Source organism: Kitasatospora sp. NPDC127067, from assembly GCF_042724755.1.
In the GTDB taxonomy this organism is placed as follows: Bacteria; Actinomycetota; Actinomycetes; order Streptomycetales; family Streptomycetaceae; genus Kitasatospora; species Kitasatospora lactacystinica.
Window position 1 is genome coordinate 1 of sequence record NZ_JBHXEM010000004.1, and the last position, 15,117, is coordinate 15,117.

Annotated in this window: 12 protein-coding genes; 3 read left to right on the plus strand and 9 right to left on the minus strand. The window is 73.9% G+C overall.

Translation table 11 applies throughout. The features are described 5' to 3' along the window. Positions 1-69: 69 nt before the first annotated feature. From ACFWJ4_RS02585 to ACFWJ4_RS02595, 3 genes are all read right to left on the minus strand, one after another. A complete protein-coding gene (locus ACFWJ4_RS02585) occupies positions 70-1,701 on the minus strand; it encodes a succinic semialdehyde dehydrogenase (RefSeq protein WP_380538488.1) in 1,632 nt (543 codons plus the stop codon). A gap of 96 nt (positions 1,702-1,797) precedes the next feature. Continuing rightward, on the minus strand, positions 1,798-3,549 hold the full coding sequence (locus ACFWJ4_RS02590; RefSeq protein WP_380538490.1) for a protein kinase: 1,752 nt from the start codon (positions 3,547-3,549) through the stop codon (positions 1,798-1,800). A 161-nt stretch (positions 3,550-3,710) separates the two neighbouring features. Then, complete coding sequence (locus ACFWJ4_RS02595) at positions 3,711-4,826, minus strand: protein kinase (protein ID WP_380538492.1); 1,116 nt, start codon at positions 4,824-4,826, stop codon at positions 3,711-3,713. A 56-nt stretch (positions 4,827-4,882) separates the two neighbouring features. On the opposite strand from ACFWJ4_RS02595, the gene ACFWJ4_RS02600 reads away from it, so the two are divergent. Then, positions 4,883-5,413, plus strand: a complete 531-nt coding sequence (locus ACFWJ4_RS02600) for an SHOCT domain-containing protein (RefSeq protein ID WP_380538494.1) — start codon at positions 4,883-4,885, stop codon at positions 5,411-5,413. 7 nt (positions 5,414-5,420) lie between these two features. Here the strand turns inward: ACFWJ4_RS02600 and ACFWJ4_RS02605 are convergent, their stop codons facing one another. Further along, positions 5,421-7,301 carry a serine/threonine-protein kinase gene (locus tag ACFWJ4_RS02605; protein ID WP_380538496.1) on the minus strand — a complete coding sequence of 627 codons (1,881 nt, stop codon included), beginning with the start codon at positions 7,299-7,301 and terminating at the stop codon, positions 5,421-5,423. A gap of 253 nt (positions 7,302-7,554) precedes the next feature. Here ACFWJ4_RS02605 and ACFWJ4_RS02610 point away from each other — a divergent pair, with 253 nt between their 5' ends. Beyond that, complete coding sequence (locus ACFWJ4_RS02610; protein WP_380538498.1) at positions 7,555-8,118, plus strand: hypothetical protein; 564 nt, start codon at positions 7,555-7,557, stop codon at positions 8,116-8,118. A gap of 80 nt (positions 8,119-8,198) precedes the next feature. On the opposite strand, the gene ACFWJ4_RS02615 is transcribed toward ACFWJ4_RS02610, so the two are convergent. The 4 genes from ACFWJ4_RS02615 to ACFWJ4_RS02630 all read right to left on the minus strand — a co-directional run bounded on the left by ACFWJ4_RS02615 (position 8,199) and on the right by ACFWJ4_RS02630 (position 13,031). Further along, positions 8,199-9,326, minus strand: coding sequence for a GuaB3 family IMP dehydrogenase-related protein (locus tag ACFWJ4_RS02615; RefSeq protein ID WP_380356899.1), 1,128 nt, complete (start codon positions 9,324-9,326; stop codon positions 8,199-8,201). Between the two features lie 241 nt (positions 9,327-9,567). Then, positions 9,568-11,070 carry an IMP dehydrogenase gene (guaB, locus tag ACFWJ4_RS02620; RefSeq protein ID WP_359897484.1) on the minus strand — a complete coding sequence of 501 codons (1,503 nt, stop codon included), beginning with the start codon at positions 11,068-11,070 and terminating at the stop codon, positions 9,568-9,570. Between the two features lie 294 nt (positions 11,071-11,364). Next, a complete protein-coding gene (shbA, locus tag ACFWJ4_RS02625) occupies positions 11,365-11,973 on the minus strand; it encodes an RNA polymerase sigma factor ShbA (protein ID WP_380356914.1) in 609 nt (202 codons plus the stop codon). A 446-nt stretch (positions 11,974-12,419) separates the two neighbouring features. Continuing rightward, on the minus strand, positions 12,420-13,031 hold the full coding sequence (locus ACFWJ4_RS02630; RefSeq protein WP_014136228.1) for a response regulator transcription factor: 612 nt from the start codon (positions 13,029-13,031) through the stop codon (positions 12,420-12,422). Between the two features lie 562 nt (positions 13,032-13,593). On the opposite strand from ACFWJ4_RS02630, the gene ACFWJ4_RS02635 reads away from it, so the two are divergent. Further along, complete coding sequence (locus tag ACFWJ4_RS02635) at positions 13,594-13,920, plus strand: WhiB family transcriptional regulator (RefSeq protein ID WP_049654358.1); 327 nt, start codon at positions 13,594-13,596, stop codon at positions 13,918-13,920. A 99-nt stretch (positions 13,921-14,019) separates the two neighbouring features. Here the strand turns inward: ACFWJ4_RS02635 and ACFWJ4_RS02640 are convergent, their stop codons facing one another. Then, the gene (locus ACFWJ4_RS02640; RefSeq protein WP_380538500.1) at positions 14,020-15,018 is read right to left on the minus strand and encodes a LysR family transcriptional regulator; all 999 of its coding nucleotides are present in this window, start codon (positions 15,016-15,018) and stop codon (positions 14,020-14,022) included. Between the last annotated feature and the right edge of the window lie 99 nt (positions 15,019-15,117).

The window sequence follows — 15,117 nt, forward strand, 5'->3', positions numbered from 1 at the left end:
GGCCCGCGCGCACTGCGGGGCCCGGCCCGCCGCCCGGGCCCGCTTGAAGCGGGCCTACGTGAAGCGGGCCTACTTGAAGCGCAGCGCCTTGAGCGCCCGCAGGCCGCCGGTCATCACCGCGGCGAACTGCTTGTCGTCCAGGCCGAACGAGGGCGCGATCGGCATCAGCCGCTGGGTCGCGATGGTCTGCGCCTCGGTGAAGCGCAGGATGCCCTCGGCGCCGTGCCGGCGGCCCAGCCCGGAGTCGCCCATCCCACCCATCGGCGAGGCGATCGAGCCGTACGCGGCGGCGTACGCCTCGTTGACGTTGACCGTGCCGGTGCGCAGCCGGGCCGCGACCGTCCGGCCGCGCCGCAGGTCCCTGGTCCAGACGCTGGAGTTGAGGCCGTACGGCGTGGAGTTGGCGGCGGCCACCGCCTCCTCGTCGGTGTCGAAGCGGTAGACGGAGACGACCGGGCCGAAGGTCTCCTCGGCGCAGACCGCCATGTCCGGGGTGACGCCGTCGAGGATGGTCGGCTCGAAGAAGAACGGGCCGAGGTCCGGCCGGGCCCGTCCGCCGGCGACCACGGTGGCGCCCGCCTTGACCGCCTCGTCGACGTGCCGGGTGGTGGTCTCCAGCTGGCGGACGGAGACCAGCGAGCCCATGTCGGCGCCGTACGCGAGGCCGCCGCCGAGGCGCAGCGCCCGGGTGCGGGCGGCGAAGCGCTCCAGGAACTCGTCGGCCACCGAGCGGTGCACCAGCAGCCGCTCGATCGAGATGCACAGCTGTCCGGCGGAGGAGAAGCAGGCCCGTACGGCGCCGGCGGCGGCCGCGTCGAGGTCGGCGTCGGCGAGCACCAGCATGGCGTTCTTGCCGCCGAGTTCGAGCGAGGCGCCGACCAGCCGGGCGGCGGCGCGCTGGGCGACGTCGCGGCCGGTACGGGTGGAGCCGGTGAACGAGACGTAGTCGGCGTGCTCCACCACGGCGGGGCCGATCACCGGGCCGTCGCCGATCACGATCTGCCACAGGTCGGCCGGCAGCCCGGCCTCGATCAGCAGCTCGCGGGCCCACAGCGCGGTCAGCGCGGTCTGGGTGTCGGGCTTGTTGACCACCGCGTTGCCGGCCACGAAGGCGGGCAGGGCGTCGCCGACGGACAGCTCCAGCGGGTAGTTCCACGGCGAGATGTGGCCGACCACGCCCTTGGGCCGGCGGGCCTCGACGGCCTGGGTGAGCACCGGCAGCGCGCCGCCGCGCCGCTTGTCCCGGAGGTATCCGTGCGCGGCCCGCCCGTAGTGCCGGGCGGCCATGGCGACGGCCAGCACCTCCTCGAAGGCGTGCAGCCGGGCCTTGCCGGTCTCCGCCTGGACGAGGTCCAGCACCTCGTCCTGCCGCTTGAGCAGCAGGTCGTGGAAGCGCAGCAGGACGGCGGCCCGGCGGCGCACCGGCAGAGCGGCCCAGGCGGCCTGGGCGCGGCGGGCCAGCTGGAAGGCGACCTCGACGTCGGCCGGGGTGGACTGCGGCAGGCTGGCCAGCCGCTCGCCGGTCAGCGGGGCGACGGTCTCCACCAGGTCGGGCTCGCCGGTGGCGGTGACGCCGGTCGCCAGCCTGGCGACCAGGGACGGCGGGACGGCCGCGGCGACGGTCCGCGCGCCGCCGGGTGCCGCCGGGTTGCCCGTGCCGGGGTGTTCGGTGGCCACTGCGTCTGCTGTGAGGTCCGACATACGGCGCAGCCTAGGCGTTCGGCGCCCGGTCCGGTACCCGTCGGTAACAAGAATCTGCCGCAGTCGGGTGAAAGCGGGCGCCTCGACCGGCCCCGGTCAGCGGGTCGGGGTGAAGCTGTTGAGCACGGCGTAGAAGCGCTGCTCGGCCTCGTTCCACTCGCTGCCCCGCTCCGGGCTGGACGAGTAGATCGCGTAGCTGGTGCCGTCCTGGCTGATGAACTCGGTCTCGATCGCGCGCCGGCGGCCGCCCTCCTTGGCCAGGTAGCTGAACTCCCAGACCGCCGCCTCCTGGCCCTTCACCGCCGTGCCGGCCATCCGGTGCTGCTTGTAGTCCTTGAGCGACTTGGAGACGCTGGCCTCCATCTGCCGCATGTGCTCCAGCGGCTTGACCGACTGGCCGACGGTGACGGCGAACTGGAGGTAGTGCACCTTGCCGTCGGGGCTGTAGAAGATCTGGTTGTCGCCGGCGCTGATCCGCTGCCAGGGCGGGGTGCCGTTCGGCAGCGGGAAGCGGAAGCCGGCCGGGTCGTCGACCCAGTGGTAGCCGTTGGGCGGGGCCACCGCGGGGGTGGCGTCGCTGGTGGGTTCGGGCCCGGTGGACTCCGCGGCGGTCGGCGTCGGGTCGTTGGGGCTGTCGCCGCCGACCACGTGCCGGGTGACCAGGAAGGTGCCCGCGGCGGCCAGCAGGCCGACGGCCACCGCGATGCCGACGATCTTCAGCAGGCTGCGGCGCTTGGCCGGTCCCCGCTCGGGCGTGACGGAGTGCGGCACCGGCGCGACGGGCCCGGTGTGCGCCCGGGCAGCGGCCTGTGCGCCCCCGGTGGTGTCCGGTTCGACAGGAACGACGGGGACGACGGGCGCGGCGGGTGCGGCGGCCTTCGGCTCGGTCGGCTCCTCGGAGCCCTCGGCCGGCTCCGCCTCGGGCACCGGGCCGTCGTTGCGGTCCACCACCGGCACCGACCGGGTGGGCGTGCGCACCGCCGCGACCGACTTCAGGCCCATCGTGTGCCCGGCCTGCACCTCGGCCAGCATCTTGGCCGCCTCGTCCGCGGTGGGCCGCTCGGCCGGGTCCTTGGCCATCAGCGCGGCCAGCACCGGCCCCAGCGGCCCGGCCCGCCGCGACTCCGGCAGCGGCTCGTCGACCACCGCGGCGAGCGTGGTGATCGGCGAATCCCGCCGGAACGGCGACTGGCCCTCGACCGCCGCGTACAGCGTCGCCCCGAGGCCCCACAGGTCGGAGGCCGGCCCGGGCCGCTGGCCCTGGGCACGCTCCGGCGCCAGGTAGTCCGGCGACCCGACCAGGTCCCCCGGCCGGGTCAGCTCGGTCGAGCCCTCGTACTTCGCGATGCCGAAGTCCAGCAGCACCACCCGCCCGGTGCCGCGCTCCAGCAGCACGTTGGCCGGCTTCACGTCCCGGTGCAGCACGCCCAGCTGGTGGCCCCGGTGCAACGCGGCCAGCACCTGGCTGCCGACCTCGGCGGCGGCGCGCGGCTGCAGGGTGCCGTCCTGGCTGATCACGTCGGCCAGCGAGCGGCCGTCGACCAGCTCCATCACGATCCACGGCCGGCCGTCCTGCTCCAGCACGTCGTGCACGGTGATCACACCGGGGTGCTTGATCCGCGCGGCCGCGCTGGCCTCCCGCTTCATCCGGGTGTGCAGGATCTGGAGGTCCTCCTCGGGCAGGTGGTTGACGGTCAGCTCCTTGACCGCGACCTCGCGGTCGAGCATCCGGTCCCAGGCCCGCCAGACGGTGCCCATGCCGCCCCGGCCGAGCCGCTCGCCGAGCTCGTACCGCCCGGCCAGCAACCGCTCCGCCTCGGCCGCCTCCGGCCGGTCCTGCACGCCCATCTGCGCCCGCTCCCCCACACACTCCGCCAGCCGTCACAGCGACGGAGGGCCTGGTGCAGACCACTGTTCGAACAAATCCCACGCACACATTAGGCGCACCTTGCCGCCCCGGGTAATCACGCCCACCCGCTGAACCGCAGGACCGGAATCCCAGCGGATCGTCAGCCCGCGAACAGCACCACCGCGACAATTCCCAGCGCGAGCAGCGCAAACACTCCACCGACCAACAGCGGGCCCAATAGGGCCGGGGGTATCCGGGGCGGCTTCGCACCGTTTCCTGCCCCGAAGTCCCCGCCGTTCCCGCCCTTTCGGGCACTCCTGCCGCCCCCGGGGCCCCCGGTCCTCCCGCCCCGCCGGCGCGGCTGCCGCGACTCCGCCGGCGCGGGCACCGCGATCGCCGCCACCCGCTCCTCGTCGACCGGCTCCGGCGCCCCCGCCAGCAGCTCCGCCAGCTCCCCGCGCACCGCCTCCGCCGTCGGCCGCCGCACCGGATCGGCCTGCAACAGCCGCTCCACCAGCGGCCCGAGCGGCCCGCACACCACCGAGGGCTCGCGCCGCCCGTCCCGTACGGCCGTCACCAGCTCCGGCACGTTCCGCTCCGGGTACGGCGCGCGGCCGGTGACCATCCGCTGCACCAGCACCCCGAGCGCCCAGCAGTCGCCCGCCGGGCCGCCGTCCAGCGGCCAACGCTCCGCCACCGGACCGACCAGGGTCGCCCGCACCTCGTACCGGCGCCGACCGGCCGGCCCGCCGAGCTCCTCGGCCAGCGCCTCCTGCGCCACCCCGGCGAGCAGTCCGCCGAGCATCGCCGCACCGTCCTCGCAGACCAGCACGGACTCCGCGGTCAGGTCACCGTGGGTCAGCCCGGCCGCGTGCAGCGCCCGCAGCGCGCCCGCCAGGTCCGCCGCCAACTCGGCCGCCCGGTACGGCGGCAGCGGCCCCTCGGCGAGCAGCTCGGCCACCGTCCACCCGGCCGGCCGCTCCTCCACCGTCCACAGCAGCTCGCCCTCGACGAACGCGCCGACCCCCCGCAGCAGCCGCGGGTGCGCGACCGGCGCGGCCGAACCGACCGCCGCCACCCGCCGCACCAGGCGGTCCGCCTGTGCCGCGGCAGCGTCCTCCGGATCCTGCCCCACCGTCAGCAGCCCCGGCAGCTCCAGGGCGCTCAGCAGCACCGATTCTCCGGTCCGCTCGTCCACCGCGTGGGCGCTCAGCGGTCCGGGACGGTCCGTCAGCCGGTACCGTCCCGCCAGCAACAGCTCGGGGCCGCCTCGCATGCCAGTTCCTCTCGCTCGCCGACCAGCCTACTGAGCGGCTCCCTTAGGCTCGATCCATGGACTGGACCGATCTGATCGACACCGCCCTCGAGGCGTCCGGGAACAGCAGCAAGGCCAACCAGGCCGAGGCCGTCCGCGCCGTGGAGGCGACCGTCATCGACGGCGAGAAACCGGTCGCCTCCACCGCCGGGCGCCACCCCGAGCACTTCCGCAAGGGAGTGCTCGTGCTGACCACCCATCGGCTCCTGTTCCTGAAGGACGGCAAGCCGCCGGTCCCGGTTCCGCTCGCCGCCGTCAGCGACGTCACCGTGACCCGCACCAAGCTCAACGGCGAAGTGCTGCTGGTGGTGGCGCTCACCGGCTCGCACCGCTTCGAGGACGTGGTCAAGGCCGAGTTCTTCGCCGAGCGGCTCCGGGCCGCCGCCCGCACCGCCCGCAACACCCCGAAGGCCCTGCCCGCCGCACCGGCCGGAGCCGCCACCGGCGAACAGCTCATCAACCAGCTCGAACGGCTGGCCGCCCTGCGCACCTCCGGTGCCCTCACCGAGGACGAGTTCACCCGCGCCAAGCAACGCCTGATCGGGTAGGGCCTGTCTACGGCGCGGGCTGGAAGCTGTTGAAGACGACGTCCCGGACCGGGGCCTGGGCCGCCCACTCGGCGTCCGGGACGATCCAGTAGATCGAGTACCCGTACTTGGCCGGGGTCCCGGTCACGAAGCCGCGGTTGAGCGAGTGCATCCTGGGCGTGCCGTTGGTCCACTCCCAGTCCGCGGCGTTGCTCCACTGCCGGTAGGTGATCGCCGCCAGGTTCAGCCGCTGGTAGTTGGTGACCTGCCCGCGGACGCTCGGCTCCGACTCCTGCCAGTCGGCGACCGCGCTCGCGCCGGGCGACGTGGTCCACTCGATCCGCAGCTGGCTGCCGTCCGCCGCGTTCTTGAAGATCCGCCGATTGGCGTCGGACGCCGTCGGCTGCAGACCGTCCGGCAGCACGACCGAGAAGCCGCTCGGGTCCTTGTACTCGTGGTACCCGGCCGGCACGCCCCCCGGCGTGGGCTGCGCCGGGGTCTGGACCGGTGCCGGGGGCTGCACGGGAGCCGCCGGCGCACCGGCCGACTGCACGGGCGCGTCCGGCACCGCGGCCGGGTCGCCGGTCGGCTGCGGCGCGGGTCCGCCCGCCGGCGGCGCCGCCGCACTCGGGCTCGACTCCGGCTCCGTACCCGCCACCACCGGCGCGGTGGCCCCCGCGCTCTGCGCGGCCCCGCCGCCCGACCCGCCGTCCTCGTTGCCGACCATCCGGAGCACCGCCACCACCCCGGCGATCAGCAGCAGCACCACGATCACGGTGGCGATGGCCAACCGCCGCCGACCGGTGCGCGGGTCGGCCCCGGCCGCCTGCGTCGCGCCCATCGTCCACTCACTGGTCACCGGCCGGATCGACTCCGGCTCCGGCGCCTCCGGCTCCCCGGCCGGCTTCTCGACGGGCTCCTCGTCCTGGGCCCGGCTACCGACCCGGACCGTCCCCAGCAGCCCGGCCACGGGCCGCTTGCGGCCCTCCTCGGCCTGCTCCGGCTTCTCCTTCGCGGGCTCCGGCGCCGCCTTCTCCACCGGCACCGCGTGCTCGGTGGTCGACTCCGCCCGCGCGGTGGACTCCGCGACCACCCGCTTGAGCATCGACCGGGTCTGCGAGGCGTCCAGGCGCTCGGCCGGGTCCTTCGCCAGCAGCCCCTCGATCACCGGCCGCAGCGGCCCGGCGTTCACCGGCGCCGCCAGGTCCTCGGTCATCACCGCGGTCAGCGTGGCCAGCGCGGAGCCCCGGTCGTACGGCGGCCGGCCCTCGACCATCGCGTACAGCGTGCCGCCCAGCGACCACAGATCGGCCGGCGGCCCGGGCTTCTGCCCGCGGGCCCGCTCCGGCGAGATGTACGAGGGCGCGCCGACCAGCATCCCGGTCGAGGTGACGGAGGCGTCGCCCTCCACACTGGCGATGCCGAAGTCGGTGAGCACCACCCGGCCGTCCTCGCCGATCAGCACGTTGGACGGCTTGACGTCCCGGTGCAGGATGCCCAGCGCGTGCGCCGCGCTCAGCACACCCAGCACGTCCAGCGCGATCTCCGCGGCCCGGGCGGGCTCCAACGGCCCGTCCTCCCGCACCACGTCGGCCAGCGAGCGGGACTCGACCAGCTCCATGACGATCCACGGCCGGTCGTCCTCGTCGACCACGTCGAAGACCGTCACCGCCGAACTGTGCCGGATCCGCGCGGTCGCCTTGGCCTCGCGCAGCGTCCGGGTGATCAGCCGGTGCTTCTCCTCCTCGTCGACGCTGGCGTTCATCCGCAGTTCCTTGACCGCGACGGTCCGGCCCAGCATCTCGTCCTCGGCGCGCCAGACCGTGCCCATGCCACCGCGCCCGAGCACGCCGTTCAGGCGGTAGCGGCCGGCCAGGAGGCGGCCGGTGGAACCCTTCGCCTGGGTCATTCGGAACGTTCCCCCATGTGCTGCTGGCGGTCGTGGTGACGGCACGTCGGCCCGACCTGGGGCCCGGACGCCCAAGCCTCCATCATCTCCTGTCCGGAGGGCCCGCGACCACCCGGCCCCCGCCACAAGCCGGGACGAACCGGAACGGGCGCGGCGCTCCGTGCTCGATCTGTGATCGAAAACTCGCCAAGATCTGCCCGAACCACTGCTACCGTTCGGCAGCTCATCGTCTTTCCGGGGGGATTCGACGCCCATGACCGCACCCGCGCCGGGCACTGACGGCCCATCGACCCGGCCCCGCACCGCCGAGCACTACTCGGTCGCGCCGCCCCCGGCCGCCCCCGAGGGCTACGTCGCCCCCGGCATGCCCGGCGCCCCCGTGGCCGGTTTCGAACCCACCGAACCCCCGCCCCGGCCCGTCCCCCGCCGCCGCACCGCCCTGGCCGTGGCCCTCGCCCTGCTCGCCATGCTGATCGGCGGCCTGGCCTACGGCAGCGCCCCCCTGCGCGCCGCCGACAGCCTCGGCTGGCTGGCCATCGCCCCGGCCGGCCTGGTCGCCCTCCCCCTCGGCCGCCTCGGCGGCAAGAGCCGCTCGCTCCCCCCGCTCGGCGCCCTCCTCGCCGCCGGCGCCCTCCTCCTCGGCCAACTGATCGAACACCTCCGCCGCCTGCGCGCCGAGGGCCCCGCCCCCCGCGGCCTGCTGCACGACACCGTCACCGCCTGGCGCGCCGACCTCCGCCCCCTCGACGCCGCCTTCTACACCATCGCCCTCATCGGCGGCTTCCTCCTCACCCGCCGCACCGCCACCCGGAGCTGACGCCGGCGCCCCTCCCGGAAGCCCCCCGAAAACCCCGAAGGCCCCCGCCGATTCCCGGCAGGGGCCTCCGTCGACACCCGTCAGCGGTGATCGAGCGCCGGGTTCACCGTCACCTCGACCCGCTGGAACTCCTTGAGCTCCGTGTACCCCGTGGTGGCCATCGCGCGCCGCAGCGCACCGAACAGGTTCATGGTCCCGTCCGGGGTGTGCGAAGGCCCGGTGAGGATCTCCTCGGTGGTGCCGACCGCGCCGAGGTTCACCCGCTTGCCGCGCGGCAGCTCCTCGTGGACGGCCTCCATCCCCCAGTGGAACCCCTTGCCCGGGGCGTCGGTCGCCCGGGCCAGCGCGGCCCCGATCATCACCGCGTCCGCGCCGCAGGCGACCGCCTTCGGGATGTCCCCGCTGTAGCCGACGCCCCCGTCCGCGATCACGTGCACGTAGCGCCCGCCGGACTCGTCCATGTAGTCGCGACGGGCGGCCGCCACGTCGGCCACGGCGGTCGCCATCGGCACCTGGATGCCCAGGACGTTCCGGGTGGTGTGGGCGGCGCCCCCGCCGAACCCGACCAGGACGCCGGCGGCGCCGGTGCGCATCAGGTGCAGCGCGGCGGTGTAGGTGGCGCAGCCGCCGACGATCACCGGGACGTCCAGCTCGTAGATGAACTGCTTGAGGTTGAGCGGCTCGGCGGCGCTGGAGACGTGCTCGGCCGAGACGGTGGTGCCGCGGATGACGAAGACGTCGACGCCTGCGTCGACCACGGCCTTGGAGAACTCGGCGGTGCGCTGCGGCGAGAGCGCGGCGGCGGTGACCACACCGGAGTCGCGGACCTCCTGGATCCGCTGCTTGATCAGCTCGGCGCGGATCGGCGCCGCGTAGATCTCCTGGAGGCGGCGGGTCGCGGTGGACTCGTCGGTGATCGCGGCGATCTCGTCCAGCAACGGCTGCGGGTCCTCGTAGCGGGTCCACAGGCCTTCGAGGTTCAGTACGCCCAGACCGCCGAGGCGGCCGATCTGGATGGCCTGCTGCGGCGAGACCACGCTGTCCATCGGGGCGGCCAGGAACGGCAGCTCGAAGCGGTACGCGTCGATCTGCCAGGCGATCGAGACCTCCTTCGGGTCCCGGGTACGGCGGCTGGGGACGACGGCGATGTCGTCGAAGGCGTACGCCCGTCGGCCGCGCTTGCCTCGCCCGATCTCGATCTCAGTCACTTCGAGCCCTTCTGCTTTGTTGCTCATGCCCGCGCCGGGTCACCCCGGCCGCACCCCAGTATCCCGTACTGCCGCTGGTCCCGCCCCGACGGCCCACGGCCCGGACACGCCCCGGACGCCTCCGGCCGCGCCCGGAGCCGCGCCCCCGGGCCGCACCACCGACGCACGCCGACCGCGCCCCGGGCAGCCCGAAGGGCCCGTCGCCGCGGTGCGGCAGCGGGCCCTTCGGGGGTTCGGCGGGTCAGCGGGCCGAGTAGTTCGGCGCCTCGACGGTCATCTGGATGTCGTGCGGGTGGCTCTCCTTGAGGCCCGCCGAGGTGATCCGGACGAACCGGCCCTTGCTCTCCATCTCGGCGACGGTGGCGGCGCCGACGTAGCCCATGGTCTGGCGCAGACCGCCGACGAGCTGGTGCAGCACGGCCGACAGCGGGCCGCGGTAGGGCACCTGGCCCTCGATGCCCTCGGGGACGAGCTTGTCGTCCGAGGCCACCTCGGCCTGGAAGTAGCGGTCCTTGGAGTACGAGCGGCCCTGGCCGCGGGACTGCATGGCGCCGAGCGAGCCCATGCCGCGGTAGGACTTGAACTGCTTGCCGTTGATGAACATCAGCTCGCCCGGGGACTCCTCGCAGCCGGCCAGCAGCGAGCCGAGCATCACGGTGTCGGCACCGGCGGCGAGCGCCTTGCCGATGTCGCCCGAGTACTGCAGGCCGCCGTCGCCGATGACCGGCACGCCGGCCGCCAGGCAGGCCTGGGCGGCCTCGTAGATGGCCGTGACCTGCGGGACGCCGATGCCGGCGACCACGCGGGTGGTGCAGATGGAGCCGGGGCCGACGCCGACCTTGACGCCGTCCACGCCGGCGTCGATCAGCGCCTGGGCGCCGTCCCGGGTGGCCACGTTGCCGCCGACCACGTCGATCTTGACGGCCGACTTGATCTTCGCGATCCAGGCCAGCGCGTTGTGGCTGTGGCCGTGCGAGGTGTCCACCACCAGGAAGTCCGCACCGGCCTCGACCAGGGCCTGGGCCCGGTCGAACGCCTCGGCGCTGGCACCGACGGCGGCGCCGACCAGCAGCCGGCCCTCGGCGTCCTTGGCCGCGTTCGGGTACTGCTCGGCCTTGACGAAGTCCTTGACGGTGATCAGGCCCTTGATCCGGCCCTCGTCGTCGACCAGCGGCAGCTTCTCGATCTTGTGGCGGCGCAGCAGGGCCATCGCGTCCACCCCGGAGATGCCGACCTTGCCGGTGATCAGCGGCATCGGGGTCATGATCTCGCGGACCTGGCGGCTGCGGTCCGACTCGAAGGCCATGTCGCGGTTGGTGACGATGCCGAGCAGCTTGCCGGCCTCGTCGGCGATCGGCACGCCGGAGATGCGGAACTTGGCGCACAGCGCGTCGGCCTCGGCCAGGGTGGTCTCCGGGCCGACCGTGATCGGGTCGGTGACCATGCCGGACTCGGAGCGCTTGACCAGGTCGACCTGGTTGGCCTGGTCCTCGACCGACAGGTTGCGGTGCAGCACGCCGACGCCGCCCTGGCGGGCCATGGCGATGGCCATGCGCGACTCGGTCACCTTGTCCATCGCCGCGGACAGCAGCGGGATGTTGACGCGCACGTTCCGGGAGACCCGCGAGGAGGTGTCCACCTGGTTCGGCAGCACCTCGGAGGCCCCGGGCAGCAGCAGCACGTCGTCGTACGTGAGCCCGAGCATCGCGAACTTCTCGGGTACGCCTGCGGCGTTGTAAGACATTTGGGGGGTACCTTCCGTGGCCGGCCTTATCCGCTCACGCCCGAGGGTGGGGGCGCATTCATCGCTCACTCGCGCAGACCGCCGAAGCCGGATGCAATGGGAGGATCCTCCAAGGGGACCCAGAGCGCACCCGTCAAACTTTGGCAACCCGCCCAGGCGCCGATACCCCATGGTACTGGCACCGCGAATGTGTCCTCGTGTGCCCTTGACAACAACCCGGCCCCGTGGCTCATTCCGCCCGGAAACGGTGGAAAGAGTGCGGATCGGGACGGGCGGCCGGATCGGGGGACCCGATCAGGAGGACTCCTCCGCGAGGGCCCGCAGCCGGCTGAGCGCCCGGTGCTGGGCGACCCGGACGGCGCCGGGCGACATCCCGAGCACCTCGCCGGTCTCCTCCGCCGACAGCCCGGCGGCCACCCGCAGCAGCACCAGCTCGCGCTGACGGGCCGGCAGGTTGGAGAGGAGTTCCTTCGCCCAGGCGGCGTCGCTGCTCAGCAGCGCCTGCTCCTCGGGGCCGAGCGCCTCGTCCGGCACCTCGGGCAGGTCGTCCTGCGGCACGACGGTCGACCCGGGTCCGCGCATCGCGGCCCGCTGGAGGTCGGCGATCTTGTGCGCGGCGATCCCGTACACGAAGGCCTCGAACGGGCGCCCCTGGTCCTTGTACCGGGGCAGCGCGCAGAGCACGGCCACGCAGACCTCCTGCGCGACGTCGTCCACGTGGTGCCGGGCCCCGCCGGGCAGCCGGACCAGCCGGGCGCGGCAGTACCTCAGCGCCAGCGGGTGGACGTAGGCGAGCAGCGCGTCGATCGCCGGGCCCTCGCCGCGGACCGCGGCCGCGACCAGTTCGCCCATCAACGGCGAGCCGCCCGTGCCGAGCACCGGCGGGCGGTCCGGGCCGGTCATGCCGACGGGACCGTCGGAGTCGGCGTACGACGGATCACGGCCCGGACCGGAGGGCTCGGCCTCCGCCGGGTCCGCCTGGCCGGCCGTACCGGCGACGTCGTCGCGCATCGGTCCATGGTGCCTGGTCGAGCGGGAAAACGCGGCACCGCGTCCGGAGTTGTGCACCGGAACGTTATGCGCTGCGGCACCGTAGGGCGTGCCCCGCACCACCGGCCCCTCCTGCACCGTGCCGCCTCCCGCCCCGCCGCGATCGGTGGTGGTCCCGTCCGTCGCGCCGTCCGCCGAGTGTCCTGCGGCTGCGTGGTTCGCCGCAGTGCCTGTCCGCTGGTCCCCGAGGTGCTCCACTCCTCCATGGTGCAACCTCGGGACCGTAACGTCACACGCCTGTGCGGCACCCGCTCCGGGAACCGCCGGCGGCACGCCGCACCCGGCGGCGCCGCCGGTGGTCAGCGGACCAGGCCCCAGCGGAAACCCAGCGCCACCGCGTGCGCCCGGTCGGAGGCCCCGAGCTTCTTGAACAGCCGTCGGGCGTGGGTCTTGACGGTGTCCTCGGAGAGGAACAGCTCACGGCCGATCTCGGCGTTGCTGCGGCCGTGGCTCATGCCCTCCAGCACCTGGATCTCACGCGCCGTCAGCGTCGGTGCCGCGCCCATGTCGGGGCTGCGCAGCCGGCGCGGGGCGAGCCGCCAGGTCGGGTCGGCGAGGGCCTGGGTGACGGTGGCCCGCAGCTCGGCGCGCGAGGCGTCCTTGTGCAGGTACCCGCGGGCGCCGGCGGCCACCGCGAGCGCGACGCCGTCGAGGTCCTCGGCGACGGTGAGCATGATGATCCGCGCGCCGGGGTCGGCGGACAGCAGCCGCCGGACCGTCTCGACCCCGCCGAGGCCGGGCATCCGGACGTCCATCAGAACGAGATCGGAGCGGTCGGCCACCCAGCGGCGGAGGACCTCCTCCCCGTTCGTCGCGGTGGTGACCCGGTCCACACCGGGTACGGTCGCGACCGCGCGGCGAAGCGCCTCGCGGGCGAGCGGGGAATCGTCGCAAACGAGAACGGAAGTCATGACCGTCGTCCTCCGCAGCTGATCCGCGTCACGTTGAGCCTCCTGGCTGGTACGAACCTCTCCGACACGGCCGATCGGCGACAGACTCCGTCCTGATCGCCCCAACCTGCCCGCGATCGTTCCCGACGTCCGGCGCCCGCTAACCGCCTCCGCACTTCCAACGACCGTCACTCGAATGAGTTACGGCCTTCGGGGCCACCTCCACCACTGTACGTGGCCAACCCATTACCGATCAGCCGCATCGCGGTGCACACGCCGCACTTTTGCGCAGCTCGCGCGCGGTGGGCGTACGACCCGCACACCGATTCGGCACGTCGCGCGCCCGTCGGCCACCCGATTGCCACGCCCGCGCCCGGCAGAGCCCTTGCCCACTATGCCCGTTTTTATAGCTTTCGTATGGTCATTGACTGTTGTGCCAGTGTGTGGGTGACTTGTCCATGGAGTTGCCTTAAGTCATATTTCCAGGTGTCCACACCAGTGCATCGAAGCCCCGCCGCACCGCTCGGCAGCAGCCCCGCCGAACGCCCGGCCGACGGCCGACAGCCTCTGAAGGGAATGAGCCATGGCAGATTTCTCCCGCCTCCCCGGTCCCAACGCGGACCTCTGGGACTGGCAGCTCTCCGCAGCCTGCCGTGGCGTGGACAGCTCGCTCTTCTTCCACCCCGAGGGCGAGCGCGGGGCCGCGCGCAGTTCGCGCGAGGCCAGCGCCAAGGAGGTCTGCATGCGCTGCCCGGTGATCGCCGAGTGCGCGGCGCACGCGCTGGCGGTCCGTGAGCCGTACGGCGTCTGGGGCGGGATGACCGAGGACGAACGCGAGGAGATGCTGGGGCGCTCGCGGCACCGACTGGTCGAGGTCCCGCTGGCCCCGCCGGCGGTCGCCCAGCGCTAGACCCGACCCCGTGAGCGCCGTGAAGAAACGTTCCTTCGCGGCGCTTCAGCCTTCTGGCTCACCCTACGTACCGGACCCCCGCAGCCCCGTCACCCACCGTCAGCGATCGGCGGCCGCCCCCGCCAGCCGCTCCAGCATCAGCGCCACGGCCGGCACCTCCGCCAGGTCCGGCAGGGTCAGCGCGACCACCTGGCGCACCGCGGGCACCCCGGAGGCCGTGTGCACCGGCACCGTCGACACGCCGTCAGGACGCACCGACCGGAGCGCCAGCCGGGGCAGCACCGCCACCCCCAGCCCGGCCGCCACCAGGCCGACCACCGCCGGGTAGTCGTCCGTCGCGAAGTCGATCCGCGGCTCGAAGCCCGCCCCGGCGCACAGCTCCACCAGGTGCCCCCGGCACTGCGGGCAGCCGGCGATCCACTGCTCCCCCGCCAGCTCGGCCAGCCCCACCGCCCCGCCCCGCCCCGCCAGCCCGTGGCCGGCGGGCAGCAGGCCCACCAGCGGGTCGTCCAGCAGCGGGGTGACCACCAGATCGGACCAGTCGGACCCCGCGGTCAGCTGCTGCGCCTCCAGATTGGCCTCGGCCCGGGCCTCGCGCGGCGTGCCGTGGGCCGGCGCCGGGAGCGCGACGGCACCGTCGGACTGCGGGTAGCGGAAGGCCAGCGCGATCTCGCACTCGCCGCCGCGCAGCATCGCCAGCGACTCCGGCGGCTCCGCCTCGACCAGCGACACGCGCACCCCCGGATGGCCGTCCCGCAGGCGGGCGACCGCGGGCGGCACCAGGGTGGAACTCGCGGTCGGGAAGGAGACCAGCCGCACCCGCCCGGCCCGCAGCCCGGCGATCGCGGCCACCTCCTCCTCGGCGGCCGAGAGCCCGGCGAGGATTCCGGTGGCATGCTTGAGCAGGACCCGGCCGGCCTCGCTGAGCTGCATCCCGCGGCCCGAGCGGACCACCAGCGGGGTGTCCACCGACTTCTCCAGCGCCTTCATCTGCTGGCTGATGGCGGGCTGCGTACACCCCAGCTCGCGGGCGGCGGCGGAGAAGGAGCCGGTGCGGGCGACGGCACGCAGGACGCGCAGATGGCGGGCCTCGATCATGCCTCAGTTATAAGGCAATCTTTGCATTCTGCAAAATTCTACTGATAGTTGAACGGTGAAGGTGAACGCCGGAGGCCCGGCCCGCCACCCCTCGCGGGG

Bases quoted from the DNA above. Each gene is read 5' to 3' on its own strand.
- ACFWJ4_RS02600 (WP_380538494.1), top strand. From the start codon at position 4,883: ATGGACTGGACCGATCTGATCGACACCGCCCTCGAGGCGTCCGGGAAC.
- ACFWJ4_RS02640 (WP_380538500.1), bottom strand. From the start codon at position 15,018: ATGATCGAGGCCCGCCATCTGCGCGTCCTGCGTGCCGTCGCCCGCACC.
- ACFWJ4_RS02585 (WP_380538488.1), bottom strand. From the start codon at position 1,701: ATGTCGGACCTCACAGCAGACGCAGTGGCCACCGAACACCCCGGCACG.
- ACFWJ4_RS02635 (WP_049654358.1), top strand. From the start codon at position 13,594: ATGGCAGATTTCTCCCGCCTCCCCGGTCCCAACGCGGACCTCTGGGAC.
- ACFWJ4_RS02590 (WP_380538490.1), bottom strand. From the start codon at position 3,549: ATGGGCGTGCAGGACCGGCCGGAGGCGGCCGAGGCGGAGCGGTTGCTG.
- ACFWJ4_RS02605 (WP_380538496.1), bottom strand. From the start codon at position 7,301: ATGACCCAGGCGAAGGGTTCCACCGGCCGCCTCCTGGCCGGCCGCTAC.
- shbA (WP_380356914.1), bottom strand. From the start codon at position 11,973: ATGACCGGCCCGGACCGCCCGCCGGTGCTCGGCACGGGCGGCTCGCCG.
- ACFWJ4_RS02630 (WP_014136228.1), bottom strand. From the start codon at position 13,031: ATGACTTCCGTTCTCGTTTGCGACGATTCCCCGCTCGCCCGCGAGGCG.
- ACFWJ4_RS02610 (WP_380538498.1), top strand. From the start codon at position 7,555: ATGACCGCACCCGCGCCGGGCACTGACGGCCCATCGACCCGGCCCCGC.
- guaB (WP_359897484.1), bottom strand. From the start codon at position 11,070: ATGTCTTACAACGCCGCAGGCGTACCCGAGAAGTTCGCGATGCTCGGG.
- ACFWJ4_RS02595 (WP_380538492.1), bottom strand. From the start codon at position 4,826: ATGCGAGGCGGCCCCGAGCTGTTGCTGGCGGGACGGTACCGGCTGACG.